Annotated in this window: 27 protein-coding genes; 23 read left to right on the top strand and 4 right to left on the bottom strand. The window is 72.2% G+C overall.

The features are described 5' to 3' along the window. The first annotated feature begins 75 nt into the window (after positions 1-75). Both rplQ and truA read left to right on the top strand, forming a co-directional pair. Entirely contained in the window at positions 76-573 is a 498-nt protein-coding gene (gene rplQ / locus ACY34K_RS03850; RefSeq protein WP_462743574.1) for a 50S ribosomal protein L17, read from the top strand. An 89-nt stretch (positions 574-662) separates the two neighbouring features. Further along, positions 663-1,526, top strand: coding sequence for a tRNA pseudouridine(38-40) synthase TruA (gene truA / locus ACY34K_RS03845; RefSeq protein ID WP_462743571.1), 864 nt, complete (start codon positions 663-665; stop codon positions 1,524-1,526). Here the strand turns inward: truA and ACY34K_RS03840 are convergent. Further along, a complete protein-coding gene (locus ACY34K_RS03840; RefSeq protein ID WP_462743569.1) occupies positions 1,491-2,396 on the bottom strand; it encodes a hypothetical protein in 906 nt (301 codons plus the stop codon). The genes truA and ACY34K_RS03840 overlap by 36 nt on opposite strands. Positions 2,397-2,452: 56 nt before the next feature. Between ACY34K_RS03840 and ACY34K_RS03835 the strand changes: the two genes are divergently transcribed. From ACY34K_RS03835 to glmM, 4 genes are all read left to right on the top strand, one after another. Then, positions 2,453-4,075, top strand: coding sequence for an ABC-F family ATP-binding cassette domain-containing protein (locus tag ACY34K_RS03835; protein WP_462743566.1), 1,623 nt, complete (start codon positions 2,453-2,455; stop codon positions 4,073-4,075). Between the two features lie 283 nt (positions 4,076-4,358). After that, complete coding sequence (rplM, locus tag ACY34K_RS03830; RefSeq protein WP_365991337.1) at positions 4,359-4,802, top strand: 50S ribosomal protein L13; 444 nt, start codon at positions 4,359-4,361, stop codon at positions 4,800-4,802. A gap of 41 nt (positions 4,803-4,843) precedes the next feature. After that, positions 4,844-5,362 (top strand): 30S ribosomal protein S9, encoded by a 519-nt coding sequence (rpsI, locus tag ACY34K_RS03825; protein ID WP_462743562.1) that lies wholly within the window; start codon positions 4,844-4,846, stop codon positions 5,360-5,362. Between the two features lie 140 nt (positions 5,363-5,502). After that, the gene (gene glmM / locus ACY34K_RS03820) at positions 5,503-6,861 is read left to right on the top strand and encodes a phosphoglucosamine mutase (RefSeq protein ID WP_462743560.1); all 1,359 of its coding nucleotides are present in this window, start codon (positions 5,503-5,505) and stop codon (positions 6,859-6,861) included. A gap of 134 nt (positions 6,862-6,995) precedes the next feature. Here glmM and ACY34K_RS03815 read toward each other — a convergent pair whose 3' ends face one another. After that, positions 6,996-7,931 (bottom strand): DUF389 domain-containing protein, encoded by a 936-nt coding sequence (locus ACY34K_RS03815; RefSeq protein WP_462743558.1) that lies wholly within the window; start codon positions 7,929-7,931, stop codon positions 6,996-6,998. Between the two features lie 24 nt (positions 7,932-7,955). After that, a complete protein-coding gene (gene coaA, locus ACY34K_RS03810) occupies positions 7,956-8,936 on the bottom strand; it encodes a type I pantothenate kinase (RefSeq protein WP_462743555.1) in 981 nt (326 codons plus the stop codon). A gap of 200 nt (positions 8,937-9,136) precedes the next feature. Here coaA and ACY34K_RS03805 point away from each other — a divergent pair, with 200 nt between their 5' ends. From ACY34K_RS03805 to ACY34K_RS03765, 9 genes are all read left to right on the top strand, one after another. Further along, positions 9,137-10,144, top strand: a complete 1,008-nt coding sequence (locus ACY34K_RS03805; protein WP_462743553.1) for an ATP-binding cassette domain-containing protein — start codon at positions 9,137-9,139, stop codon at positions 10,142-10,144. Further along, positions 10,141-10,950 carry an ABC transporter permease gene (locus ACY34K_RS03800; RefSeq protein ID WP_462743550.1) on the top strand — a complete coding sequence of 270 codons (810 nt, stop codon included), beginning with the start codon at positions 10,141-10,143 and terminating at the stop codon, positions 10,948-10,950. The genes ACY34K_RS03805 and ACY34K_RS03800 overlap by 4 nt, the downstream gene beginning before the upstream one ends. A gap of 51 nt (positions 10,951-11,001) precedes the next feature. Next, positions 11,002-12,849, top strand: a complete 1,848-nt coding sequence (gene glmS / locus ACY34K_RS03795) for a glutamine--fructose-6-phosphate transaminase (isomerizing) (protein ID WP_462743547.1) — start codon at positions 11,002-11,004, stop codon at positions 12,847-12,849. Positions 12,850-12,906: 57 nt separating this feature from the next. Further along, positions 12,907-13,275, top strand: a complete 369-nt coding sequence (locus tag ACY34K_RS03790) for a holo-ACP synthase (RefSeq protein WP_462743544.1) — start codon at positions 12,907-12,909, stop codon at positions 13,273-13,275. Between the two features lie 4 nt (positions 13,276-13,279). After that, entirely contained in the window at positions 13,280-14,719 is a 1,440-nt protein-coding gene (locus ACY34K_RS03785; protein WP_462743542.1) for an NAD(P)H-hydrate dehydratase, read from the top strand. 289 nt (positions 14,720-15,008) lie between these two features. Further along, a complete protein-coding gene (alr, locus tag ACY34K_RS03780; protein WP_462743539.1) occupies positions 15,009-16,157 on the top strand; it encodes an alanine racemase in 1,149 nt (382 codons plus the stop codon). A 19-nt stretch (positions 16,158-16,176) separates the two neighbouring features. Continuing rightward, on the top strand, positions 16,177-17,403 hold the full coding sequence (locus ACY34K_RS03775) for an alpha/beta fold hydrolase (RefSeq protein ID WP_462743536.1): 1,227 nt from the start codon (positions 16,177-16,179) through the stop codon (positions 17,401-17,403). Next, complete coding sequence (gene tsaE / locus ACY34K_RS03770) at positions 17,375-17,893, top strand: tRNA (adenosine(37)-N6)-threonylcarbamoyltransferase complex ATPase subunit type 1 TsaE (protein ID WP_462743533.1); 519 nt, start codon at positions 17,375-17,377, stop codon at positions 17,891-17,893. Before ACY34K_RS03775 ends, tsaE begins: the two co-directional genes overlap by 29 nt. 116 nt (positions 17,894-18,009) lie before the next feature. Continuing rightward, positions 18,010-18,183, top strand: coding sequence for a hypothetical protein (locus tag ACY34K_RS03765; protein ID WP_462743530.1), 174 nt, complete (start codon positions 18,010-18,012; stop codon positions 18,181-18,183). A 14-nt stretch (positions 18,184-18,197) separates the two neighbouring features. Here the strand turns inward: ACY34K_RS03765 and ACY34K_RS03760 are convergent, their stop codons facing one another. Then, entirely contained in the window at positions 18,198-18,758 is a 561-nt protein-coding gene (locus tag ACY34K_RS03760; protein ID WP_462743527.1) for a hypothetical protein, read from the bottom strand. Positions 18,759-18,860: 102 nt separating this feature from the next. Here ACY34K_RS03760 and tsaB point away from each other — a divergent pair, with 102 nt between their 5' ends. The 8 genes from tsaB to ACY34K_RS03720 all read left to right on the top strand — a co-directional run bounded on the left by tsaB (position 18,861) and on the right by ACY34K_RS03720 (position 24,726). Next, on the top strand, positions 18,861-19,514 hold the full coding sequence (gene tsaB, locus ACY34K_RS03755) for a tRNA (adenosine(37)-N6)-threonylcarbamoyltransferase complex dimerization subunit type 1 TsaB (protein WP_462743524.1): 654 nt from the start codon (positions 18,861-18,863) through the stop codon (positions 19,512-19,514). 26 nt (positions 19,515-19,540) lie between these two features. Continuing rightward, positions 19,541-20,044, top strand: coding sequence for a ribosomal protein S18-alanine N-acetyltransferase (gene rimI, locus ACY34K_RS03750; protein WP_462744018.1), 504 nt, complete (start codon positions 19,541-19,543; stop codon positions 20,042-20,044). After that, on the top strand, positions 20,037-21,140 hold the full coding sequence (tsaD, locus tag ACY34K_RS03745) for a tRNA (adenosine(37)-N6)-threonylcarbamoyltransferase complex transferase subunit TsaD (protein WP_462743521.1): 1,104 nt from the start codon (positions 20,037-20,039) through the stop codon (positions 21,138-21,140). Before rimI ends, tsaD begins: the two co-directional genes overlap by 8 nt. Next, on the top strand, positions 21,137-21,394 hold the full coding sequence (locus tag ACY34K_RS03740) for a hypothetical protein (protein ID WP_462743518.1): 258 nt from the start codon (positions 21,137-21,139) through the stop codon (positions 21,392-21,394). The genes tsaD and ACY34K_RS03740 overlap by 4 nt, the downstream gene beginning before the upstream one ends. 117 nt (positions 21,395-21,511) lie before the next feature. Continuing rightward, positions 21,512-22,345, top strand: a complete 834-nt coding sequence (locus ACY34K_RS03735; protein WP_462743515.1) for a polysaccharide deacetylase family protein — start codon at positions 21,512-21,514, stop codon at positions 22,343-22,345. 96 nt (positions 22,346-22,441) lie between these two features. Further along, positions 22,442-22,798, top strand: coding sequence for a YciI family protein (locus tag ACY34K_RS03730; RefSeq protein WP_462743512.1), 357 nt, complete (start codon positions 22,442-22,444; stop codon positions 22,796-22,798). Between the two features lie 37 nt (positions 22,799-22,835). Further along, entirely contained in the window at positions 22,836-24,083 is a 1,248-nt protein-coding gene (locus ACY34K_RS03725; RefSeq protein ID WP_462743508.1) for an RNA polymerase sigma factor, read from the top strand. Next, complete coding sequence (locus ACY34K_RS03720) at positions 24,070-24,726, top strand: hypothetical protein (RefSeq protein ID WP_462743505.1); 657 nt, start codon at positions 24,070-24,072, stop codon at positions 24,724-24,726. Before ACY34K_RS03725 ends, ACY34K_RS03720 begins: the two co-directional genes overlap by 14 nt. The last annotated feature ends 2 nt before the right edge of the window (positions 24,727-24,728 follow it).

The raw sequence follows: 24,728 nt of genomic DNA, 5'->3' as shown, positions 1-24,728 counted from the left end.
GCCCGCAGGCGTCCGCCTGCGGGGCCCTGACACCGGTACCTGATACGGCCGGTGCAGATCACAAGGAGAAACACCATGCCGAAGCCCGCCAAGGGTGCCCGTCTGGGCGGCAGCGCCGCGCACGAGAAGCTGCTTCTCGCGAACCTCGCGAAGTCGCTGTTCGAGCACGGCCGCATCACCACGACCGAGGCCAAGGCCCGTCGCCTGCGTCCGGTCGCCGAGCGTCTGATCACCAAGGCGAAGAAGGGCGACATCCACAACCGTCGCCTCGTGCTGCAGACGATCACGGACAAGGGCGTCGTCCACACGCTCTTCACCGAGATCGCTCCGCGCTACGCCGAGCGCCCGGGTGGCTACACCCGCATCACCAAGATCGGTAACCGTCGTGGCGACAACGCCCCGATGGCGGTCATCGAGCTGGTCGAGGGTGAGATCGCGAAGAAGGCGACCGTCGCCGAGGCCGAGGCCGCGACCAAGCGCGCGGTGAAGGAGTCCGAGGAGGCCAAGGCCGCCGAGGACACCAAGGCCGAGGACGCCGCCGAGGCTCCGGCCGAGGAGTCGAAGGACGCCTGACGCGTCTGCCGACAAGGCTGACGGACGGGTCCGCTCCCTCACGGGGGCGGGCCCGTTCCGCATTGCACTGCTTTGAGAGGATCTGTCGCGTGAGCGATGAGGTGGAGCCCGGCTTCGTACGGGTACGGCTGGACCTGTCGTACGACGGCAAGGACTTCCACGGCTGGGCCAAGCAGGCCGGCGGGCAGCGGACCGTGCAGGGCGAGATCGAGGACGCCCTGCGCACGGTGACGCGGTCGGCCGAGACCTACGAGCTGACCGTCGCGGGCCGCACGGACGCGGGGGTGCACGCGCGCGGCCAGGTGGCCCATGTCGACCTGCCCGAGGCCGTCTGGGCCGAGCACCGCGACAAGCTGCTGCGGCGGCTGGCCGGTCGCCTCGCGCACGACGTGCGGATCTGGAAGGTCGAGGAGGCACCGAGCGGCTTCAACGCCCGGTTCTCGGCGATCTGGCGCCGGTACGCCTACCGCGTCACCGACAACCCCGGCGGCGTCGACCCGCTGCTGCGCGGCCATGTGCTGTGGCACGACTGGCCGCTGGACGTGGACGCGATGAACGAGGCCGCCGAGCGGCTGGTCGGCGAGCACGACTTCGCCGCGTACTGCAAGCGGCGCGACGGGGCCACGACCATCCGCACCCTGCAGGAGCTGCGCTGGGAGCGGCTTCCGTCGGGGGTGCTGGAGGCGACCGTGCGGGCCGACGCCTTCTGCCACAACATGGTGCGCTCGCTGGTGGGCGCCCTGCTCTTCGTCGGCGACGGCCACCGGCCGGCCGACTGGCCGGGCAAGGTGCTGGCCGCCGGTGTGCGGGACTCGGCCGTGCACGTCGTCCGGCCGCACGGCCTCACCCTCGAGGAAGTCGGCTACCCGGACGACGCGTTGCTGGCCGCCCGCAACCTGGAGGCCCGCAACAAGCGGTCACTGCCCGGTCGCGGGAGCGGTGGCTGCTGCTGACGCCTGGGTGCGGCCGCGGGCGTAGATCTGGTTGAACGCGAAGGTGCCGAGGTCGTCGCTGGCCTTGAAGACGAGCTCGTCGGCCTTGGTCACCTTCTTGCCGCTGCTCCAGCCTGCCTGGGTGAAGTAGGCGTACCGGCCGAGCGAGTTGGCGCGGCGCAGGCAGACGGTGGCGCGGCAGAAGTCCTTGATCCCGGAGCCGGCCAGCGGGGCGATACCGCCCTGCGCCTGCTCCTTGGCCTTGACCGCCGCCGCCTCGGTGTCGAAGACCGCGACGCCGACGGTGATGGCGACGCCGTCCTTCTCGTAGGTGGCGCGGATGACGCGCGTGCAGCCGTTCTTCTCCAGGACCGTGCCCAGACCGCCCTGCGTGACCGCCGCGCAGTTGGTGGTGGAGGCCGTGGAGCCCTTCTGGTAGACCCGCTCGCCCATCGTGAGCCGCTTGCCGGGGAAGAGGGACTCGGCGCTGAGCGGCGCCTTGTCCTTCTTCTTGTCGGAGATGAACTCCTTGGGGTTCGGCGGGGGCGGGGGAGCGACCGAGGAGAACGACGGCTGCGGCTTGCTGGTGTCGTCCGGCAGCACGGGGGCGGTGCTGTTGAGGTTGTCGGACGCCTTGGCGTCGCTGTCGCCGTTGGTGGAGACGATCGCGACGGCGATGATCGTGCCGACCGCGACAGTGCCCAGGGCGGCACCTCCGACGATCATCCAGCGCCTGCGGCGGGCCCGGGCGGCCGACGCGTCGGCCAGGGCGCCCCAGTCCGGCGTGTCGGAGCCACCGAACGCGTTCTGCCGCTGCTCGTACGGATCCCGGCCGTACGGATCACTGCCGTGCGGCGGCTGCTGCCCCCACTGGGGTCCCCCAAAGCTCATGCCGCGCATCCTAGACCGGTTGGGATGGGGGCTGATCCCCGGCGACAATGCGGCCCATGGGACATGTGGAGGTCGCGCATCTGGAGTACTGCCTGCCGGACGGGCGGGTGCTCCTCGGGGACGTGTCGTTCAGGGTGGGGGAAGGCGCGGTCGCGGCCCTCGTCGGCGCCAACGGCGCAGGCAAGACGACGCTGCTCCGGCTGATCTCGGGCGAGCTCCAGCCGCACGGCGGGGCGGTGACCGTCTCGGGCGGACTGGGCGTGATGCCGCAGTTCGTGGGGTCGGTGCGGGACGAGCGGACCGTGCGGGACCTGCTGGTCTCGGTCGCGCCCGCGCGGATCAGGGAGGCGGCGGCCGCGGTGGACGAGGCCGAGCACCTGATCATGACGGTCGACGACGAGGCCGCGCAGATGCGGTACGCGCAGGCGCTCAGCGACTGGGCGGAGGCCCGCGGGTACGAGGCCGAGACCCTGTGGGACATGTGCACCACGGCGGCGCTGGGGGTGCCGTACGAGAAGGCACAGTTCCGCGCGGTGCGCACGCTCAGCGGCGGTGAGCAGAAGCGGCTGGTGCTGGAGGCGCTGCTGCGCGGCCCCGAAGAGGTCCTGCTGCTGGACGAGCCGGACAACTACCTGGACGTCCCGGGCAAGCGCTGGCTGGAGGAGCGGCTGGCCGAGACCCGCAAGACCGTGCTGTTCGTCTCCCACGACCGGGAGCTGCTGGCGCGGGCCGCCGGGCGGATCGTGGCCGTGGAGCCCGGCCCGGCGGGGTCGGACGTCTGGGTGCACGGCGGCGGCTTCGGCACGTTCCACGAGGCGCGCAGGGAGCGGTTCGCCCGCTTCGAGGAGCTGAAGCGCCGCTGGGAGGAGAAGCACGCGCAGCTGAAGCGGCTGGTGATCAACCTGCGGCAGGCGGCGTCGGTCAGCCATGAGATGGCGTCCCGGTACGCCGCGGCGCAGACCCGGCTGCGGAAGTTCGAGGAGGCCGGACCGCCGCCGGAGCCGCCGCGCGAGCAGGACATCCGCATGCGGCTGCGCGGCGGCCGCACCGGGGTGCGCGCGCTGACCTGCTCCGGTCTGGAGCTGACGGGCCTGATGAAGCCGTTCTCGCTGGAGGTCTTCTACGGGGAGCGGGTCGCCGTCCTGGGCTCGAACGGCTCCGGCAAGTCGCACTTCCTGCGACTGCTGGCGGGTGATCCCTCGGTGGCGCACACGGGCGAGTGGAAGCTGGGTGCGCGGGTCGTGCCGGGGCACTTCGCGCAGACGCACGCCCATCCCGGGCTGGAGGGCCGCACGCTGGTCGACATCCTGTGGACCGAGCACGCGAAGGACCGGGGCGGGGCCATGTCGGCCCTGCGGCGGTACGAGCTGGAGCGCCAGGGCGACCAGGCCTTCGAGCGGCTCTCGGGCGGTCAGCAGGCCAGGTTCCAGATCCTGCTCCTGGAACTCGCGGGGACGACCGCGCTCCTGCTGGACGAGCCGACCGACAACCTGGACCTGGAGTCGGCCGAGGCCCTCCAGGACGGCCTGGAGGGGTACGAGGGGACGGTACTGGCCGTCACCCACGACCGCTGGTTCGCTCGCTCGTTCGACCGGTACCTGGTCTTCGGCGCGGACGGCGTGGTCCGGGAAACGCCCGGCCCGGTGTGGGACGAGCGCCGGGTGGACCGGGTGCGGTAGCGGACCGGCGCGAGCAGGCACGACCCGGGCCGGGCGGGCGGTTTTGACCCGGCCGGGGCCGCACGGGTATTCTTCTGGTTCGTTATGCGTATTGGCTTGCTCGTTCTCACGTGAGGGGCCCTTACGCCGGTCCACCGGGCCGATGACCAGCGACTGGCACTCGGGTTGCGTCCCCGACGTGCGGTCAAGGCTGTCGTGATCGTCCGGGTGGCCTTGTCAGGACCTTTCTCTGGACCCTCGGGGTCCGGGGAACCCCATCACTGAAGAAGCGAAGGCTACGACCGTGCGTACGTACAGCCCCAAGCCCGGCGATGTGACGCGCCAGTGGCACATCATCGACGCGCAGGACATCGTCCTGGGCCGTCTGGCGACCACCGCCGCTACCCTTCTCCGGGGCAAGCACAAGCCGATCTACGCGCCGCACGTTGACGCTGGTGACTTCGTCATCATCATCAACGCGGAGAAGGTGCACCTGTCCGGCAACAAGCGGACCCAGAAGATGGCGTACCGCCACTCCGGCTACCCGGGTGGTCTGCGCTCCGTCCGTTACGACGAGCTGCTCGAGAAGAGCCCCGAGAAGGCCATCGAGAAGGCCGTCAAGGGCATGCTCCCCAAGAACAGCCTGGGCCGTCAGATGCTCTCGAAGCTGAAGGTCTACGCGGGCGAGAACCACCCGCACGCTGCTCAGCAGCCGGTCCCGTTCGAGATCACCCAGGTCGCGCAGTAAGTCCGGCCACCCCCTAAGACGAAAAGAATCTGAGGAGCATCGTGGCCGAGACCACTGTTGAGAACCCCATCGAGGGCGAGGAGACCTACGCCGAGGTCACCACCTTCGAGTCCGAGGTCCCCGTTGAGGGCGAGTACACCTCGGAGTCCCTGGCGTCGCGCTTCGGCGACCCGCAGCCGGCCGCCGGCCTGGGCCGCCGCAAGAACGCCATCGCCCGCGTCCGGATCGTCCCGGGCACCGGCAAGTGGAAGATCAACGGTCGCACCCTCGAGGACTACTTCCCGAACAAGGTGCACCAGCAGGAAGTCAACGAGCCCTTCAAGGTGCTCGAGCTCGACAACCGCTACGACGTCATCGCCCGCATCTCGGGTGGCGGCGTCTCCGGCCAGGCCGGCGCCCTGCGCCTCGGCGTGGCCCGCGCGCTGAACGAGGCGGACGTGGACAACAACCGCGGCCCGCTGAAGAAGGCCGGCTTCCTGAGCCGCGACGACCGTGCCGTCGAGCGCAAGAAGGCCGGTCTGAAGAAGGCCCGCAAGGCCCCGCAGTACAGCAAGCGCTAATCGCCTGCTCGGTCTGCTTCGTACGTACGCCCCGGCGGCACCTCCGTGCTGCCGGGGCGTACGTTTTTCCTCGACCTCGGGCGCATATGGGCAACAGGCGCTCGCAGGCTTGCATTTTCGGAGTAACTCGGAGGACAGCTGTGGGACGACTCTTCGGCACGGACGGTGTGCGCGGTGTCGCAAACGCGGATCTGACGGCGGAGCTCGCGCTCGGCCTGTCGGTCGCTGCGGCGCACGTGCTCGCCGAAGCGGGCACCTTTGAAGGACATCGGCCGACCGCCGTGGTCGGGCGTGACCCGCGCGCGTCGGGAGAGTTCCTGGAGGCGGCAGTCGTGGCGGGGCTCGCCAGCGCGGGCGTCGACGTCATGCGCGTCGGCGTGCTGCCGACCCCCGCGGTCGCGTACCTCACCGGGGCCCTCGGGGCCGACCTCGGCGTGATGCTCTCCGCCAGCCACAACGCCATGCCGGACAACGGCATCAAGTTCTTCGCGCGCGGCGGCCACAAGCTGGCCGACGAGCTGGAGGACAAGATCGAGACCGTCTACGAGCAGCACCGCACCGGTGAGCCCTGGGACCGGCCCACCGGCGCCGGCGTCGGTCGCGTCGCCGACTACAAGGAGGGCTTCGACCAGTACGTCGCCCACCTGCTGAGCGTCCTGCCGAACCGGATCGACGGGCTGAAGATCGTCCTGGACGAGGCGCACGGCGCCGCGTCCGGCGTGTCCCCGGCCGCGTTCCAGCAGGCCGGCGCCGAGGTGATCACCATCGGTGCCGCCCCGGACGGGCTCAACATCAACGACGGGTGCGGCTCCACGCACCTGGACATGCTGAAGGCGGCCGTCGTCGAGCACGGCGCGGACCTCGGCATCGCCCACGACGGTGACGCCGACCGCTGCCTGGCCGTGGACCACACCGGCGCCGAGGTCGACGGGGACCAGATCCTCGCCGTTCTGGCGCTCGCCATGCGCGAGGCCGGCACCCTGCGCGGCGACACCGTCGTCGCCACCGTGATGTCCAACCTGGGCTTCAAGCTCGCCATGGAGCGCGAGGGCCTGCGGCTGGTGCAGACGGCCGTCGGTGACCGCTATGTGCTGGAGTCCATGAAGGAGCACGGCTACGCGCTGGGCGGTGAGCAGTCCGGGCACGTGATCGTGCTGGACCACGCCACCACCGGTGACGGCACCCTGACCGGCCTGATGCTGGCCGCGCGGGTCGCGGCCACCGGCCGCTCGCTGGCCGACCTGGCCGGCGTCATGGAGCGGCTGCCGCAGGTCCTCATCAACGTGCCGGACGTGGACAAGTCGCGCGTGAAGACCTCCGCCGAGCTGGGCAACGCCGTCGCCCAGGCCGAGCGAGAGCTGGGCAGCACCGGACGCGTCCTGCTGCGCCCGTCGGGCACCGAGCCCCTGGTGCGCGTCATGGTCGAGGCCGCCGACATCGAGCAGGCCCGGGCGGTCGCCGGCCGTCTCGCCGACGTGGTGAAGTCGGCCCTCGGCTGACGCCCGTACGCGGCGAAGGGCGCCCCCGTCCGGGGGGGCGCCCTTCTGCTTTCCTCCGGGGCCCGGACGGCTCGTCCGGGCCCGAGTGGGCCGGGACCGGCCCGAGCGGGCGCGGGCGGGCCCGGACCGGCCGGTCAGGTGACGCGCCGGCCGCGCTGCGTCGCCCACAGCGCCTTCTGGACCAGCAGCGTCAGCGTGCCGGCCAGGACGATGCCGCCCAGGTTCGCCATCAGCTGGCCCGTCGAGCCCCACGTCTGGCCGTAGTCCTCGTAGCTGAACGCCACCGCCGCGTTCGCCGCCGCCGGCACCGTCGTCACCGAGATCGCCACGCCGATCAGCGCCCCCGACTTGGCCGAGGTGAGCGAGAGCGTGCCGGCGATCCCCGCGAGGAACGCCACCACGAACGACATCCAGTCCGGCTGCCAGATGAACCCCGTGTTCGGGCGCTCCGCCTCCACCATGTCCCTGGTGAACAGGCCCAGCCCGTCCAGCAGCCACGCGAAGCCCGCCGTCAGCGCCATCGCCACGGCGAACCCGCCCAGCAGTGCCACCACGGAACGCCACACCAGGCGCGGCGCGCGCTGCACCAGCGCCGTCGAGATGCCCGCGAGCGGACCGAACTCCGGGCCCACCGCCATCGCGCCGACGATGAGGATCGCGTTGTCGAGCATCACCCCGCACGCGGCGATCATCGTCGCGAGGGCGAGGAACGCGGCGTAGGTGACGGTGAACGTCGACTCCTCGTGCGTGGCCTCCGACAGGTGCTCCCACAGCACCGCGTCCGCACCCTCGCCCGGGGCCTCCTTCTCCGCCGTCCGGGCACGGCTCGACAGCGACAGGTCGATGCCCTCGACGGCGATCGAGCCGGAGGCGTCGATGCCCAGCTCCCGCAGCGCCCCGATCAGTCCGTCCCCGGCCTCGCGCGCCACGTCGCACAGCACCAGGTCACCGACCGGGTCGCGGGCCACCCCGGGAAGGACGACGAGGTGGGTGGTGCCGACCGTCCTCTCGATCGTGCGCACGACGTCGTCGGTGCGGTCCGGCGGCACTATCAGGCGCAGATGCAGCACGTCACGCGGTCCCTTCGGCTCGGGTCAGAGCTTGCGCAGCGAGAGGCGCTGGACCTTGTGGTCCGGGCCCTTGCGTACGACGAGCGTCGCACGGCCGCGCGTCGGCGCCACGTTCTCCAGCAGGTTCACCTTGTTGACGGTGCGCCACATCGTGCGGGCGTAGTCCAGCGCCTCCTCCTCACCGACCTGCGTGTACTTGCGGAAGTACGAGGAGGGGTTCTGGAACGCCGTCTCACGCAGCTTGCGGAAGCGGTTGAGGTACCAGGACTCGATGTCCTCGGTGCGCGCGTCCACGTACACCGAGAAGTCGAAGTAGTCGGCGAGGCCGACACGGGTGCGGCCGTCCTTGCCGGGCAGTGCCGGCTGCAGGACGTTGATGCCCTCGACGATCAGGATGTCGGGCCGGCGCACGGTAAGGCGCTGCCCGGGGACGATGTCGTAGATGAGGTGGGAGTAGACCGGGGCGGTGACCTCGTCCTTGCCCGCCTTGATGTCGGCGACGAAACGGGTCAGGGCACGGCGGTCGTAGGACTCGGGGAACCCCTTGCGGGACATCAGGCCGCGCTCCTGGAGCTCCTTCATCGGGAGCAGGAACCCGTCGGTGGTGACCCGCTCGACGCGCGGGTGCTCGGGCCAGCGGGCCAGCAGTGCCTGGAGGAGACGGGCGACGGTGGACTTGCCGACGGCCACGGACCCGGCCACCCCTATGACGAAGGGCGTGCCGCGCTGGGCGCTCTTCTCGCCGAGGAACGTGTTGAGCGCGCCCCGGAGATTGGCGGTGGCCCCCACGTACAGATTGAGCAGCCGGGAGAGCGGGAGGTAGATGTCGCGGACCTCGTCGAGGTCGATGACGTCGCCGAGACCGCGGAGCTCCTCGACCTCCTCGGCGGTGAGCGGCAGCGGTGTCTTGTCGCGCAGGGCACTCCACTCGTCGCGGGTGAGGTCGACGTACGGCGTGGCCTCCGCCCGGCGGTGGGCGGCGCTTCGTGGCGGCGAAGTGATCACCTGGCCATTGTCGGGCCTCGGGGCGGGTCGTGGGTGGTGTGCTCGGTCACTGTGGCCGGGCGGGCGCCGGGCGGCGCCGGAACGCCCGGGGGTGGAATGTCAGTGGCGTGCGTCACAGTTGTGGGAAGGGTGGGCGCCGGTTCCGGTGTCCGCGAAGCGCGACCCCGAGCCCAGGGGCCCCGATCCGAGGGGAACGGCCCATGACGTACGCGATCCAGGCGGAGGGCCTGGCCAAACGGTTCAAGGAGACCCAGGCGCTGGCCGGGGTGGACCTCGCGGCCCGCACGGGCACCGTGCTGGGACTGCTGGGGCCCAACGGCGCGGGCAAGACCACCGCGGTGCGGATCTTCGCCACCCTGATCCAGCCCGACGCGGGCAGAGCCACCGTCGCCGGCCACGACGTGGTGCGGGAGGCCGGCGTGGTGCGCTCCCTGGTGGGCCTCACCGGGCAGTACGCCGCGGTCGACGAGAACCTGACCGGCACGGAGAACCTGCTGCTCATCGGCCGGCTGCTGGGGATGCCGCGGCGGGAGGCCAGGGCCCGGGCGGCGGAGCTGCTGGACCGCTTCCACCTCACCGACGCCGCCGGGCGCGCGGTGAAGACGTTCTCCGGCGGCATGCGGCGCCGGCTGGACCTGGCCGCGAGCCTGGTCGGACGGCCGCGGATCCTGTTCCTCGACGAGCCGACCACCGGCCTCGACCCGCGCAGCCGCGGCGAGCTGTGGGACATGCTGCGCGGTCTGGTCGCCGAAGGGGTGACCTGCCTGCTGACCACGCAGTACCTGAACGAGGCGGATCTGCTGGCCGACAACATCGTGGTGATCGACAGGGGCCGGGTGATCGCCGAGGGCACGCCCGACGAGTTGAAGTCGCAGGTGGGGGGACGGGTATTGCAGCTGAGGCCGGTGGCGGGCGAGGAACTGGCCGCCGCGCACGCGCTCGTCGCGGAGGCCGCCGGGCCGCACACCCAGATCGAGGGCGAGGTGATCACCGCCCCGGTGAACGACCCCGAGCTGATGCCCGCGGTCGTCCGGCGGCTCGACGGCGCCGGTATCGCCGTCGGTGAACTGACCCTGCGCCGCTCCTCCCTCGACGAGGTCTTCCTCGCCCTGACCGGCCACCGCGCCGAGCCCGGCGACGGCAAGGACGGCGACGGGGACTCCGAGCCGGACGACCGGGACTACGAGAAGGTGGTGAGTTCGGCATGACCGCCACGACCGTCGGCGCGCAGGTCGGTGCGAGCGGCCGGGTGCGGCCCGCCGCGGGGGTGCGGCAGACCGCGACCATGGCCTGGCGGAGTCTGGTGGCCGTCAAGCACAACCCGCTGGAGCTGGTGGACTACAGCATCACGCCGATCATGTTCGTGTTCCTCTTCACCTATGTGATGGGCGGGCAGATGGCCGGATCTCCCGATGCGTATCTGAAATACGCGCTGCCGGGGATCATCGTCCAGAACACGCTGTTCATGACCATCTACACGGCGATGGCGCTCAACACCGACCTCACCAAGGGAGTCTTCGACCGGCTGCGGAGCCTGCCGATCGCCCGGTCCGCGCCGCTCATCGGCCGGATCACTGCGGACCTGGCCAAGCACCTGTGGGCGATCCTCCTCATGATCGGCCTCGGTCTGGCGCTCGGCTTCCGGGTCACCGGCGGTTTCAGCGGATTCCTCGCCGGGACCCTGCTGGTCATCCTCTTCGCGGCGGCCGTCTCGTGGTGCGCGGTACTCATCGGGATGCTCGCGGGCGACGCGGAGAAGGTACAGGCGTTCGGGTTCACCCTGATCTTCCCGATCACCTTCACCAGCAGCGCGTTCGTCGTGGTCGACACCATGCCCGGCTGGCTCCAGGCCTGGGTGGAGGTCAACCCGGTCACCCATCTGTCGGACGCGTTCCGCGGGCTGCTCCTCGGCGGCGAGGTGGCCGAACCGGTCATGTGGTCGCTGGTCTGGGCGGCGGGCATAGCCCTGGTGACCTACCCGCTGGCCATGCGGGCCTACCGGGCGAAGGTGTGAGCGCGGGCCGGCTTGCCGACGCCTCCACCGCACAGCCCCTAGGCTGCCGACATGTGCGGAATCGTGGGTTACGTCGGCGGGCAGTCGGCGCTTGATGTGGTGCTCGCCGGGCTCAAGCGGCTGGAGTACCGGGGGTACGACTCGGCCGGTGTCGCCGTACTCGCCGACGGTGGGATGGCCGCGGCCAAGAAGGCGGGCAAGCTCTCCAACCTGGAGAAGGAGCTGATCGGCCGGCCGCTCCCGAGCGGATCGACGGGCATCGGGCACACCCGGTGGGCCACCCACGGCGGGCCCACCGACACCAACGCGCATCCCCATCTGGACAACGCCGGCCGGGTCGCCGTCGTGCACAACGGCATCATCGAGAACTTCGCTGCGCTGCGGGCCGAGCTGGCCGAGCGCGGCCACGTCCTGGAGTCCGAGACCGACACGGAAGTCGTGGCGCACCTCCTGGCGGAGGCGCACTCCTCGGTGGCCGACCTGCCGGAGGCGATGCGGCAGGTCTGCCGGCGCCTCCAGGGCGCCTTCACGCTGGTCGCCGTGCACGCCGATCAGCCGGACGTGGTCGTCGGCGCACGGCGGAACTCCCCGCTGGTGGTGGGCGTCGGCGAGGGCGAGGCGTTCCTCGCCTCGGACGTGGCCGCCTTCATCGACCACACCCGCTCCGCGATCGAACTCGGCCAGGACCAGGTCGTGGAGCTGCGCCGGGACGGCATCAGCGTCACCGACTTCGACGGGGCGCCCGCCGAGGTGCGGGCCTACCACGTCGACTGGGACGCCTCGGCCGCCGAGAAGGGCGGCTACGACTACTTCATGCTGAAGGAGATCGCGGAGCAGCCCAAGGCGGTCGCCGACACCCTGCTGGGCCGGATCGACGCCGCGGGGGCGCTGCACCTCGACGAGGTGCGCATCCCGGACGACGTCCTGCGCGAAGCCCACAAGATCGTCATCGTGGCGTGCGGAACCGCGTTCCACGCGGGCCTCATCGCCAAGTACGCCATCGAGCACTGGACCCGCATCCCGTGCGAGGTGGAGCTGGCGAGCGAGTTCCGCTACCGCGACCCCATCCTCGACCAGCGCACGCTGGTGATCGCGGTCTCCCAGTCCGGCGAGACCATGGACACCCTGATGGCGCTGCGCCACGCCCGTCTGCAGGGCTCCCGGGTGCTGGCCATCTGCAACACCAACGGCTCGACGATCGCGCGCGAGTCGGACGGCGTGCTCTACACGCACGCCGGCCCCGAGGTGGCGGTCGCCTCGACGAAGGCCTTCCTCACCCAGCTCGTGGCCGTCTACCTGCTCGCGCTCTACCTGGGGCAGGTACGCGGCACCAAATGGGGCGACGAGATCCGCGCGGTGGTCCGGGACCTCGCGAGGATCGCCGAGGACGTCGACAGGGTCCTGGAGACGATGGAGCCGGTACGGGAGCTGGCGCGCTCCCTCGCCGACAAGGACACGGTGCTCTTCCTCGGCCGGCACGTCGGCTACCCGGTGGCCCTCGAAGGCGCGTTGAAGCTCAAGGAGCTCGCCTACATGCACGCCGAGGGCTTCGCCGCGGGCGAGCTCAAGCACGGCCCCATCGCCCTGATCGAGAAGGACCTGCCGGTGGTCGTCGTCGTACCCTCACCGCGCGGACGTTCGGTCCTCCACGACAAGATCGTGTCGAACATCCAGGAGATCCGGGCCCGCGGCGCCCGGACCATCGTGATCGCGGAGGAGGGCGACGACGCGGTCGTGCCGTACGCGGACCACCTCATCCGCATCCCGCAGACGCCGGTGCTGCTGCAGCCGATGGTGTCGACGGTGCCGCTGCAGGTCTTCGCGTGCGAACTGGCCACCGCGCGCGGCAACGAGGTGGACCAGCCGCGGAACCTGGCCAAGTCGGTGACGGTGGAGTGACGTGCCCGGAACACGCGGGGCGCGCGCGGTGTGCGAGCGGAACGGCGGAATGAACGAATGATCATCGGGGTGGGGATCGACGTCGCGGAGATCGACCGGTTCGCGGCGGCGCTGGAGCGCACACCGCAGATGGCACAGCGGCTCTTCCTGGAACGGGAACTGCTGCTGCCCAGCGGCGAGCGGCGCGGCGTCGCCTCGCTCGCCGTCCGGTTCGCCGCGAAGGAGGCCATCGCCAAGGCGCTCGGCGCGCCGAGCGGCCTGCACTGGACGGACGCGGAGGTGTACGTCGAGGAGAGCGGGCAGCCCCGGCTCCGGGTGCGGGGCACGGTCGCGGCCCGCGCCGCGGAGCTGGGCGTACGGCACTGGCACGTCTCGCTCAGCCATGACGCGGGGGTGGCGTCGGCGGTGGTGATCGCGGAGGGTTGACCCCATGCGTACCGCTTACCGCGTTCAGACCGTACGGGCGGCAGAGGCCGCGTTGATGGCGAGGCTGCCGGAGGGCGCGCTGATGCAGCGGGCCGCGGCCGGACTGGCCGCCGCGTGCGCCGGACTGCTGGGCCGCGGCCGGGTGTACGGCTCCCGCGTGGTGCTGCTGATCGGCACCGGCGACAACGGCGGCGACGCGCTGTACGCGGGCGCCCGGCTCGCCCGGCGCGGCGCGGGAGTGTCGGCCGTCCTGCTCGGCTCGCGCGCCCACGAGGGCGGTCTGGCCGCGTTGACCGGCGCCGGCGGGTGGGTGGCCGACGACCCGTTCGAGGTCCTCGCACGGGCCGACCTCGTCCTCGACGGCATCACCGGGATCGGCGGCCGCGGCGGGCTGCGGCCGGACGCCGTGCCCGTGGTGCGGGCGGCCCGCGGATCGGACGCGGTGGTCGTCGCCGTGGACCTGCCGAGCGGTGTGGACGCGGACACCGGGGAAGTGGCCGGCGAAGCGGTGCGGGCCGACGCGACGGTGACGTTCGGAACGTACAAGCCGGGGCTGCTGATCGACCCGGCGCGCGAGTACGCCGGCGCCGTACGGCTCGTCGACATCGGGCTCAACGAGCTGCTGCCGTCGGTCCCCGAACTGGAGGCGCTGCAACACGCGGACGTGGCACGGTTGTTGCCCCGCCCGGCGGTCGAGAGCGACAAGTACCGGCGGGGCGTCGTGGGGCTCGTCGCCGGATCGGCGCGCTATCCGGGCGCCGCCGTCCTCGCCGTGGCGGGCGCGCTGCACGGCGGCGCCGGGGCCGTGCGGTACGTCGGCCCGGCCGGTGACGCGGTGATCGCGCGCTTCCCCGAGACCCTGGTGCACGAGGGGCCGCCCGGGAAGGCCGGCCGCGTGCAGGCCTGGGTGATCGGCCCGGGTCTCGCCGACACGCCGGGTGCCGACGACGTCCTCGCGTCGGACGTGCCGGTCCTCGTCGACGCGGACGGGCTGCGCCTGCTCGACCCCGCCGCGATCCGGACCCGCCCCGCGCCCACCGTGCTGACCCCGCACGCGGGCGAGGCCGCGGCGCTGCTGGGCGTCGCCCGCGAGGACGTGGAGGCCCGGCGGCTGGAGGCGGTGCGGGAGCTGGCGTCCCGGTACGGCGCGACGGTGCTGCTGAAGGGCTCGACGACGCTCGTCGCGGACCCGTCGCCGGACGTGCCGGTACGGGTGAACCCGACGGGCACGGCATGGCTGGCCACGGCGGGCAGCGGAGACGTGCTGTCGGGGCTGGCCGGCTCGCTGCTGGCGGCGGGCCTCGCCCCGCGGGACGCGGCGTCGGTCGCGGCCTACCTCCACGGCCTCGCCGCCCGCCGGGCCTCGGGAGCGGCCCCCCTCAGCGCCCAGGACGTGGCCGGGGCGCTGCCGGGCGCCTGGCGGGACGTGACGGCTGCCCACTGACCCTGTGAGTGTCGCTGATTGCGGGGGTGCGGGGGGTGCCTGCTCGCCGTCGCTGCGGGCGGCGGCGCCCCTCCGGGCTCGACTCCTCGGGGTTGGCGGCATGCCGTTCCTGTCATGGGCACCCCTCGTCGCCGCCAATCCCCTGCGGGGACGCCCCTCCACGGCCCCCGCCTCACGTCCGTGGGTGGAAGGTTCCGCCGCGGGGCGGCGTTCCGGGGTGATCGGCTCCGGACGACCCCTGGGGCGTCGCCCAGCAGAGCCACGAAGAAGACCTGAGAGACTGGGCGGGATGACTGAGACACCGCTGCCCCGCCGCGCCCGTGCCGAGATCGACCTCGGCGCGCTGCGTGCCAACGTCCGTGCTCTGCGTGCGCGCGTCGCGCCCCACACCCAGGTCATGGGTGTGGTGAAGGCCGACGCGTACGGTCACGGGGCGGTGCCGTGCGCCCGGGCGGCGCTGGAGGCCGGCGCCACCTGGCTCGGGACGGCCACGCCCCACGAGGCGCTCGCGCTGCGGGCGGCCGGGATCGACGCGCCCGTCCTGTGCTGGCTGTGGACGCCCGGGGACCCCTGGGGGGAGGCCGTCGCGGCGGGCGTCGACGTGTCGGTGAGCGGCCTGTGGGCGCTGGACGAGGTCACCCGGGCGGCCCGGGAGGCCGGGCTGACCGCCCGGATCCAGCTGAAGGCCGACACCGGGCTCGGGCGCAACGGCTGCCAGCCCGCGGACTGGCCCCGCCTGGTCGGCGACGCGCTGAAGGCGGAGGCCGACGGCCTGGTGAAGGTCACCGGTGTGTGGTCGCACTTCGCCTGCGCCGACGAGCCCGGCCACCCGTCCATCGGGGCGCAGCTGGAGGCCTTCCGCGAGATGCTGGCGCACGCCGAGGAGGCGGGCGCCGAGCCCGAGGTGCGGCACCTGGCGAACTCGCCCGCCACTCTGACCGTCCCGGACTCCCACTTCGATCTCGTGCGGCCCGGCATCGCCATGTACGGCATCTCGCCCAGCCCGGAGATCGGCACGCCCGCGGACTTCGGGCTGCGTCCGGTGATGCGGCTGTCGGGGAGCATCGCGCTGGTGAAGCAGGCACCCGCCGGGCACGGTGTGAGCTACGGGCACCACTACGTGACCCCGCGCGACACGACCCTGGGCCTGGTGCCGCTCGGGTACGCGGACGGCATCCCGCGCCATGCGTCGGGCCGGGGTCCGGTCCTGGTCGGCGGGAAGATCCGGACCGTCGCCGGCCGGGTCGCGATGGACCAGTTCGTCGTCGATCTCGACGGGGACACGGTGGCACCGGGCGCCGAGGCCGTGCTGTTCGGAGCGGGTGACCGGGGGGAGCCGACGGCCGAGGACTGGGCACGGGCCGCGGACACGATCGCGTACGAGATCGTGACCCGGATCGGATCGCGGGTACCACGCGTCTATACGAACGCGACCTGACCGACGAGGAGCAGCCGTAGTGAGTGAGACCAGTGCGGGGGAGGCGGCGGTCGACGCCCTGGCGGAGGCCGCCACCGGCAACTGGCGCCGCGCGGGCTTCGCCGGTGCCGCGATAGGCGTGATCGCGGCGGGCGCGGCGGCCGGCGTCGCCATAGAGCGGCTCACCGTCGGACGCGGCATGCGCCGCAAGGCGCGGCTGGCGCTGGACGCGGCGGGGCCGTACGGGTCGCTGCGCGGAACACCCGGCAAGACCCGGGCGGACGACGGCACGGAGCTGTACTACGAGACCGACGAGGTGGAGGCGGACAGCAGCGCTCCCCGCAGGCGCCGGCTGTTCGGGCGCAGGACGCCCGTGCCGGTCACGGTCGTCTTCAGCCACGGTTACTGCCTCAACCAGGACTCCTGGCACTTCCAGCGCGCCGCCCTGCGCGGCCTGGTGCGCACGGTGCACTGGGACCAGCGCAGTCACGGCCGTTCCGCGCGGGGCGTCGCCCAGGCCGGCCACGAAGGCGTGCCGGTCTCGATCGACCAGCTCGGGCAGGACCTGAAGGCCGTCATCGACGCGGCCGCCCCCGAGGGGCCGCTGGTGCTGGTGGGGCACTCCATGGGCGGCATGACGATCATGGCGCTCGCCGACCAGTACCCGGAGCTGATCCGGGAGCGCGTCGTCGGGGTCGCCTTCGTCGGCACGTCCTGCGGCCGGCTCGGCGAGGTCAACTACGGGCTTCCGGTCGCCGGCGTGAACGCCGTCCGCCGGGTGCTGCCCGGTGTGCTGAGGGCGCTCGGCTCGCAGGCGGAACTGGTCGAGCGGGGCCGGCGGGCCACCGCCGACCTGTTCGCGGGGCTCGTCAAGCGCTATTCGTTCAGCTCGAAGGACGTCGACCCGGCGGTCGCCCGGTTCGCGGAGCGCATGATCGAGGGCACGCCGATCGACGTGGTCGCGGAGTTCTATCCGGCGTTCACCGACCACGACAAGGCCGAGGCACTGAGCATCTTCGCCGAGGTGCCGGTCCTGGCGCTGGCGGGCGACCGGGACCTGGTCACACCCAGCTCGCACACGGAGGCCATCGCCGATCTGCTGCCGGACGCGGAACTGGTGATCGTGCCGGACGGCGGGCACCTGGTGATGCTGGAGCACCCTGAGGCGGTCACCGACCGGCTCGCCGACCTGCTGGTGCGGGTCGGTGCGGTCCCGGCAGCGGCTAACGTTGGCACGTATGGAAGCACCGCACAGCCCGGCGGCTGAGACCGCCGACAGCACCGCCCGCCTCACCCTGCACTCGCCCGACCAGATGCAGGAGCTGGGGCGCACGCTCGCGAAGCTGCTGCGCCCCGGCGACCTGGTGATGCTCTCCGGTGAGCTCGGCGCGGGCAAGACGACACTGACGCGCGGACTCGGCGAGGGACTCGGCGTGCGGGGCGCGGTCACCTCGCCGACCTTCGTGATCGCCCGAGTGCACCCCTCCCTGGTCGGCGGGCCCGCGCTGGTCCACGTCGACGCCTACCGCCTGGGCGGGGGCCTCGACGAGATGGAGGACCTGGACCTGGACGTCTCGCTGCCCGACTCCGTGATCGTCGTGGAGTGGGGTGACGGCAAGGTCGAGGACCTTTCCGAGGACCGGCTGCACGTGGTGATCCACCGCGTCGTCGGGGACACGGACGACGACCGGCGCACGGTGACGCTGTACGGCATCGGGGCGCGGTGGGCCGATGTCGAGCTGGGCTGGACGCCGTAGTTTCCGACAAGACGTCGGCACAATGTTGCGCCGTACCTCCGAGGCGTGGTCACATGGATGACCAGCATCTTGTTAGGTCTACCTAACCCGCCTGCCCCCGAGCCCAGGAGGCGACCATGCCGTCGAAGCAGGATGTGTCGATGCGCGATCTGCTGGCGTCGTGTGCCGCGGCCAGCGCCGTCTCGACACCGCCCCGGGCCGTCGAGGAGCCGCCCGGCGACGACACCGGCGACACCCGCGCGGCCCATGAGGCGCGTGAGGAGCGGGACGCGGGGCGCGAGGCCGCGTAGCCCCGCTCATCCGATCACGGGACGACGACGACCTTCGAGTTGACCGTGGCGAACGACCACAACACGTCGCCGTCCGCCCGCTTCATCCGGATGCCGCCGGTCCTGCGCTCGGGGTCGGGACTGGCCATCGAGCCGTCCACCGCCGCGCTGAAGCCGACCGTCACGCCCTCGACATTGGCGAACCGCACCACGTGCTCGATCTGCACACCGTCGGAGCCGGCGACCTTCCCCGAGCGGGACGTCACACGGTAGGTGCCGGGGGAGGGGTGGACCGTGCTCGGCATCACGGCGAAGGTGCGCGTCACCTTGTTCTTCTCGTCCACCAGCCACACCCGCTTGTCGGCCAGCGCGTACACGACCCGCGCACCCGTCCCGGAGCGCTTCGGCAGGGCCGCCGGGGCGGCGGCCGGCTGCTTCGGACCGCCCGCGGCCGGGGCCGACGGCGAGGTGGCCGGCGCCTGCGCCTTCGGGAGCTCGGCCGGGGCATTGGCCGACGCCTGATAGGCGAGGAAGCCGACCGCTGCCAGTGCCGCCGCGGTGAGCCCGGCCACGAATCCCGAGCTGCTCCTTGCCACCCTGCCCACCTCTCCCGTGTACGTCTGCGGTGTGACGTTAGCAGCAGCCGCCGGAGGGTACGGGCAGCCGTGCCCGCGCCCGCGGAGCCGTAGGCTGTTTGCGTGCTCTTGCTCGCCATGGATACCGCCACACCAGCCGTCACCGTCGCCCTCCACGACGGGGAGTCCGTCGTCGCCCAGTCGACCCGGGTCGACGCGCGCCGGCACGGGGAGCTGCTGCTGCCCGCCGTCGACCGGGTACTCCGGGAAGCCGGTCTGAAGCTCGACGCCGTGACCGGCGTCGTCGTCGGCGTCGGACCCGGCCCGTACACGGGCCTGCGGGTCGGCCTGGTGACGGCGGCGACCTTCGCGTCGGCGCTCGGGGTCCCCGTGCACGGCCTGTGCACGCTGGACGGCCTCGCGTACGCCTCCGGGATCGAGGAACCGTTCGTCGTCGCGACCGACGCCCGCCGCAAGGAGGTGTACTGGGCGCGGTACGACGACGCCCGCACCCGGGTGAGCGAGCCCGCCGTCGACCGGCCCGCCGACATCGCGGACCGCGTGGCGGGACTGCCGGCCGTCGGCGCCGGGGCCCGGCTCTACGGCGAGGTGTTCACCGGGGCGCGGGACCCCGAGCACCAGTCCGCCGCCGCCCTCGCCGCGCTCGCGGCCGAGCGGCTGACGGCGGGAGCGGCCTTCGAGGAACCCCGGCCGCTGTATCTGCGCCGCCCCGACGCGCAGGTGCCGAAGAACTACAAGGTGGTCACTCCGAAGTGAGTCGCGCGACCACGGTGCTGCGCGAGATGCGCTGGTGGGACATCGAGCCGGTGCTGGACATGGAACGGCAGCTCTTCCCCGAGGACGCCTGGTCCGAAGGCATGTTCTGGTCCGAACTCGCCCATGCGCGCGGCACGCGGGCCACCCGCCGCTACGTCGTCGCGGAGACCCCGGACGGCCGGCTCGTCGGGTACGCGGGGCTGGCGGCGGCCGGCGGACTCGGCGACGTGCAGACCATCGCCGTCGCCCCCGAGCAGTGGGGCACCGGGCTGGGCGCCCGGCTGCTGACCGACCTGCTGCAGCACGCCACCGCCTTCGAGTGCGAAGAGGTGCTCCTCGAAGTGCGCGTGGACAACACCCGCGCCCAGAAGCTGTACGAGCGTTTCGGCTTCGAACCGATCGGCTTCCGCCGCGGCTACTACCAGCCCGGCAACATCGACGCGCTCGTCATGCGGCTGACCGTCCAGGACGCCGGCGAAGCAGACGCAGACGAAGCAGAAGACGCAGAAGGAACGAAGAGTCATGGCTGACGAACCCCTCGTCCTCGGAATCGAGACGTCCTGCGACGAGACCGGCGTCGGCATCGTCCGCGGTACGACCCTGCTCGCCGACGCCATCGCGTCGAGCGTGGACACGCACGCCCGGTTCGGTGGCGTGGTGCCGGAGATCGCCTCCCGGGCGCACCTGGAGGCGATGGTGCCGACCATCGAGCGCGCGCTGAAGCAGGCCGGCGTTTCCGCCCGTGACCTGGACGGCATCGCCGTCACCGCCGGTCCGGGCCTCGCGGGTGCCCTGCTGGTCGGCGTCTCGGCGGCCAAGGCGTACGCGTACGCACTGAACAAGCCGCTGTACGGCGTGAACCACCTGGCCTCGCACATCTGCGTCGACCAGCTGGAACACGGGCCGCTGCCCGAGCCGACGATGGCACTGCTGGTGTCGGGCGGCCACTCGTCGCTGCTGCTCGCCCCCGACATCACGGCCGACGTGCGGCCCATGGGCGCGACGATCGACGACGCGGCGGGCGAGGCGTTCGACAAGATCGCGCGCGTGCTGGACCTGGGATTCCCGGGCGGACCGGTGATCGACCGGCTCGCCAGGGAGGGCGACCCCTCCGCCATCGCGTTCCCGCGCGGCCTGAGCGGCCCACGCGACCCCGCGTACGACTTCTCCTTCTCCGGCCTGAAGACCGCGGTGGCCCGCTGGATCGAGGCGAAGCGCGCCGCGGGCGAGGAGGTCCCGGTGCGGGACGTGGCGGCGTCATTCCAGGAGGCGGTCGTCGACGTCCTCACCCGCAAGGCCGTACGGGCCTGCAAGGACGAGGGCGTGGACCATCTGATGATCGGCGGCGGTGTGGCCGCCAACTCGCGGCTGCGGGCGCTCGCCGAGGAGCGGTGCGAGCGGGCCGGAATCCGACTGCGGGTACCCCGTCCCGGGCTGTGCACCGACAACGGCGCGATGGTCGCCGCGCTCGGCGCCGAGATGGTGGCCCGGAACCGGCCGGCCTCCGACCTGGAGCTGTCGGCGGACTCCTCGTTGCCGGTGACCGACCCGCACGTGGCGGGGCAGGCGCACGTCCACGATCACGACCACGTCCACGAGATCAGCAAGGACAACCTCTACTCATGACGGTCCGCACCCTGATGTGGGAGGCCCGCGCGGCCGGGGGCCGGGACACCGACCTGCTGCGGTGGGCCCGCGACCAGCGCCTCCCCGGCACCCCGGCCCGCCGGGAGACCTTCACGGCTCCCGGCGGCCGGGTGCTCGTGCTGACCTGGTGGGACGCCCCCGAGGACGCGGACCTGCCGGAACTCCCCGAGCCGCCGGCGGAGCTGATCGCCCGCCCGGTCCACCGCTGGCGTTTCGAGTCCCACGGGACCTGAGACCCACGGCCTGTGACGGCCTGAGACGAGACGGCCTCAGACGCGACGGAACCTACGGCCTGATTCAGCCATCAAGCAGTACACAGCTGATCAGGCGTTCGAGCATGGGGTTCCAGGGTGGGCAAGAGGGTCGCGGGGGCGGTGGCGGCATGCGCCGCCCTGCTCATATCGGGGTGTACGACGCAGAACGGGGCCGCACCGGCCCCGGCACCGACCACGGTCGCCGCCGTGCCGCCCAGAGCCCAGGACAAGGCCCCCGACACCGCCGCGGCGTACGAGAAGTGGGGTCTGAAACCGTTCGCCGCGCCGCCCGCGCCGCCGAAGCGGAAGCCCGTGGCGACCGGCGCCGGCGCCGGCGGCAAGGTACCGGTCATCAGCGAGATCCCCACCAAGGACAAGGTCGTCTTCCTCACCTTCGACGACGGTGCCGAGAAGGACCCCAAGTTCGTCGAGATGATGCGGGACCTGAAGATCCCCATCACGATGTTCCTCACCGACTCCGCCATCAACGGCGACTACGGCTACTTCAAGAAGCTCGGCGACCTCGGCAACGGCATCGCCAACCACACCCTCACCCACCCCAACCTGCGCACCCTCGGCGCCGCCGCCCAGCAGAAGGAGATCTGCGGGCAGCAGACCAGGCTCGCCGGGAAGTACGGCACCACGCCCCGGCTGATGCGCCCGCCCTACGGCAACTGGAACGAGGAGACCCGCGCGGCGGCCGCACAGTGCGGAGTCGAGGCGATCGTGCTGTGGCGCGAGTCCATGCAGATCACCAACATGCAGTACCAGCGGGCCGACCGGAAGCTGCGCCCCGGCGACATCATCCTGGCCCACTTCCGCGGCCCCAAGGACCTCAAGGGCACCTCCATGACCGAGATGACGGCGAACATGCTCCGCCACATCCAGGAGCAGGGCTTCACCGTCGCCCGGCTGGAGGACTACCTCTGAGATTTCCTCGCGGCGCGTGTCGATCCCGCCCGGGCCCGTTCGACGTATAGGTGAGAGGCGGGGAACAGCCCCGCCACCGCACCCGAGGAGACGGCCGTGCCGCGCTACCTGACGCTCATCCGCATCGACGAGAAGAACGCCCCCGCCGAGGGCCCGAGCCCGGAGCTCATGGAGCGGATGGGCAAGCTGCTGGAGGAGATCACCAAGGCCGGGGTCATGCTGGACACCGCCGGGCTCACGCCGAGCGCCGACGGCAGCCGCGTCACTTGGTCCGGCGGTCAGCTGTCCGTGACCGACGGCCCGTTCACCGAGTCCAAGGAGGTCATCGGCGGGTACTCGATCAGCCAGTGCAAGGACAAGGCCGAGGCCATCGAGTGGACGAAGCGGTTCCTCTCGCTCCACGAGGACTACTGGACGATCACCGCCGAGGTGCGGGAGATCGCCGAAGGCTGATTGCCACGACGCGGCGCGGGTGCTCTCATGAGGAGCCGTGAGCGCACCCCACGCCGTGGAGACGGTCTTCCGCATCGAGTCGGCCCGCATCATCGCCGCGGTCGCCCGGATCGTGCGGGACGTGGGCATCGCCGAGGAACTGGCGCAGGACGCCCTGGTCGCCGCGCTGGAGCAGTGGCCGGAGTCGGGTGTCCCGGAGCGTCCGGGCGCCTGGCTCATGGCCACCGCCAAGCACCGCGCCGTCGACCTCGTACGCCGCCGCGAGACGTACGCGCGCAAGCTCGCCGAGGTCGGCCGGGAGCTGCCCGCCGACGAGCCGGAGGTCGCGTACGACCCCGACGACATCGACGACGACCTGCTGCGGCTCGTCTTCACCGCCTGCCATCCGGTGCTGTCCGCCGACGCCCGCATCGCGCTCACCCTGCGGCTGCTCGGCGGGCTCACCACCGAGGAGATCGCCCGCGCCTTCCTCGTACCGGAACCGACCGTCGCCCAGCGGATCGTGCGCGCCAAACGCGCCCTGGCGAAGGCGGGCGTGCCCTACGAAGTCCCCCGTGGCGCCGACCGGGCCGAGCGGCTCGACTCCGTACTGGACGTCATCTACCTCGTCTTCAACGAGGGGTACTCGGCGACCGCCGGTGACGACCTGCTGCGTCCCGCACTGTGCGAGGACGCGCTGCGGCTGGCGCGTGTGCTCGCCGGGCTGATGCCGAAGGAGCCCGAAGTCCACGGGCTGGTGGCCCTGCTGGAGCTCCAGGCCTCGCGCACCGCCGCCCGCACCGGCCCCGGCGGCGAACCCGTGCTGCTCGCCGACCAGAACCGCTCCCGCTGGAACCAGCTGCTGATCAGGCGCGGTTTCGCGGCCCTGGAGAAGGCCGGCGGCCGGGCCGCCGGCCCCTACGCCCTCCAGGCGGCCATCGCGGCCTGCCACGCGCGAGCCGTGCGCTACGAGGACACCGACTGGCGCGCCATCGCCACCCTGTACGGGAGGCTCGCCGCCGTCGCCCCTTCCCCGGTCGTCGAGTTGAACCGGGCGGTCGCCGTCTCCCTGGCGGACGGCCCCGAGCCGGCCCTGGCGATCGTCGACGCCCTCGCGGCCGAACCGGCCCTGAAGTCCTATCACTTGCTGCCGAGCGTACGGGGCGACCTGCTGGCCCGGCTGGGGCGGAAGGAGGAGGCGCGGGCGGAGTTCGAGCGGGCGGCAGGACTGACCCGCAATGAGAGGGAGAGGGTCCTGCTGGTGGCGCGATCACGGGCGCTAGCCTCGGACCATGCCTCACCGTAACCCCCTGCCGCCGCCCCCGCCCCCGGCCGAACTGCGCACCTGGCCCGACCGCGAGGCGCTCCTGACCGACCGGGCACGGGCCATGGGCGAGCTGCACCGGCTGAGCATCGACCCGCGCAAGCTGGCGCTGCTGTGGCTCACCGCCGCGGGCTTCGCCTTCGGCTGGGGCATGTTCGGCGGGGCGCTGATCATGTTCGAGGAGGCGCTGGACGTGTTCAGTTACCTGTTCGGCGCGATGGTCGCGGCCCTCGGCCTGGCGTGCATGATCCCGACCGGACTGGTGATCGGCTTCGGTCTGGCACGCGACCGCGACATACGGCGGCTGCTGCGCGCGTGGACGGCGCTCGACCGCAACCCGCGGCACGACGCCCGCTTCGGGGCGCCGGGCCTGAGTCTGCTCTGGTTCCTGCCGTCGTTCCTGCTGTCCGCCTGCGGCCTGTGGCTCTCGTTCGCCGTCCCGGCCGGGGCGAAGCCCGGCGAGGACACCACCGCCGAAGTCGCCCTGATGATGGGATTCGGCCTGATCATGTGGATCACCGGCCTGATCGGCATCGGCAAGGCGGTGCTCCACTACCGCTGGGCGGTCCGCCTGACGACGGGCCTCCCGGTGGACGGCCCACCGGCGGGCGGCGCGCACCGCTGACG

The sequence above is a fragment of the Streptomyces sp. STAM6 genome (assembly GCF_054963715.1).
This window is presented reverse-complemented; position numbering and strand designations above follow the sequence as displayed.

Coding starts and splice junctions, on each gene's coding strand:
- tsaE (WP_462743533.1), top strand. CDS start 17,375: ATGGAAGCACCGCACAGCCCGGCGGCTGAGACCGCCGACAGCACCGCC.
- glmS (WP_462743547.1), top strand. CDS start 11,002: ATGTGCGGAATCGTGGGTTACGTCGGCGGGCAGTCGGCGCTTGATGTG.
- rplQ (WP_462743574.1), top strand. CDS start 76: ATGCCGAAGCCCGCCAAGGGTGCCCGTCTGGGCGGCAGCGCCGCGCAC.
- ACY34K_RS03790 (WP_462743544.1), top strand. CDS start 12,907: ATGATCATCGGGGTGGGGATCGACGTCGCGGAGATCGACCGGTTCGCG.
- ACY34K_RS03720 (WP_462743505.1), top strand. CDS start 24,070: ATGCCTCACCGTAACCCCCTGCCGCCGCCCCCGCCCCCGGCCGAACTG.
- ACY34K_RS03785 (WP_462743542.1), top strand. CDS start 13,280: ATGCGTACCGCTTACCGCGTTCAGACCGTACGGGCGGCAGAGGCCGCG.
- tsaD (WP_462743521.1), top strand. CDS start 20,037: ATGGCTGACGAACCCCTCGTCCTCGGAATCGAGACGTCCTGCGACGAG.
- ACY34K_RS03840 (WP_462743569.1), bottom strand. CDS start 2,396: ATGAGCTTTGGGGGACCCCAGTGGGGGCAGCAGCCGCCGCACGGCAGT.
- alr (WP_462743539.1), top strand. CDS start 15,009: ATGACTGAGACACCGCTGCCCCGCCGCGCCCGTGCCGAGATCGACCTC.
- ACY34K_RS03765 (WP_462743530.1), top strand. CDS start 18,010: ATGCCGTCGAAGCAGGATGTGTCGATGCGCGATCTGCTGGCGTCGTGT.
- ACY34K_RS03805 (WP_462743553.1), top strand. CDS start 9,137: ATGACGTACGCGATCCAGGCGGAGGGCCTGGCCAAACGGTTCAAGGAG.
- ACY34K_RS03740 (WP_462743518.1), top strand. CDS start 21,137: ATGACGGTCCGCACCCTGATGTGGGAGGCCCGCGCGGCCGGGGGCCGG.
- rimI (WP_462744018.1), top strand. CDS start 19,541: ATGCGCTGGTGGGACATCGAGCCGGTGCTGGACATGGAACGGCAGCTC.
- ACY34K_RS03800 (WP_462743550.1), top strand. CDS start 10,141: ATGACCGCCACGACCGTCGGCGCGCAGGTCGGTGCGAGCGGCCGGGTG.
- ACY34K_RS03835 (WP_462743566.1), top strand. CDS start 2,453: ATGGGACATGTGGAGGTCGCGCATCTGGAGTACTGCCTGCCGGACGGG.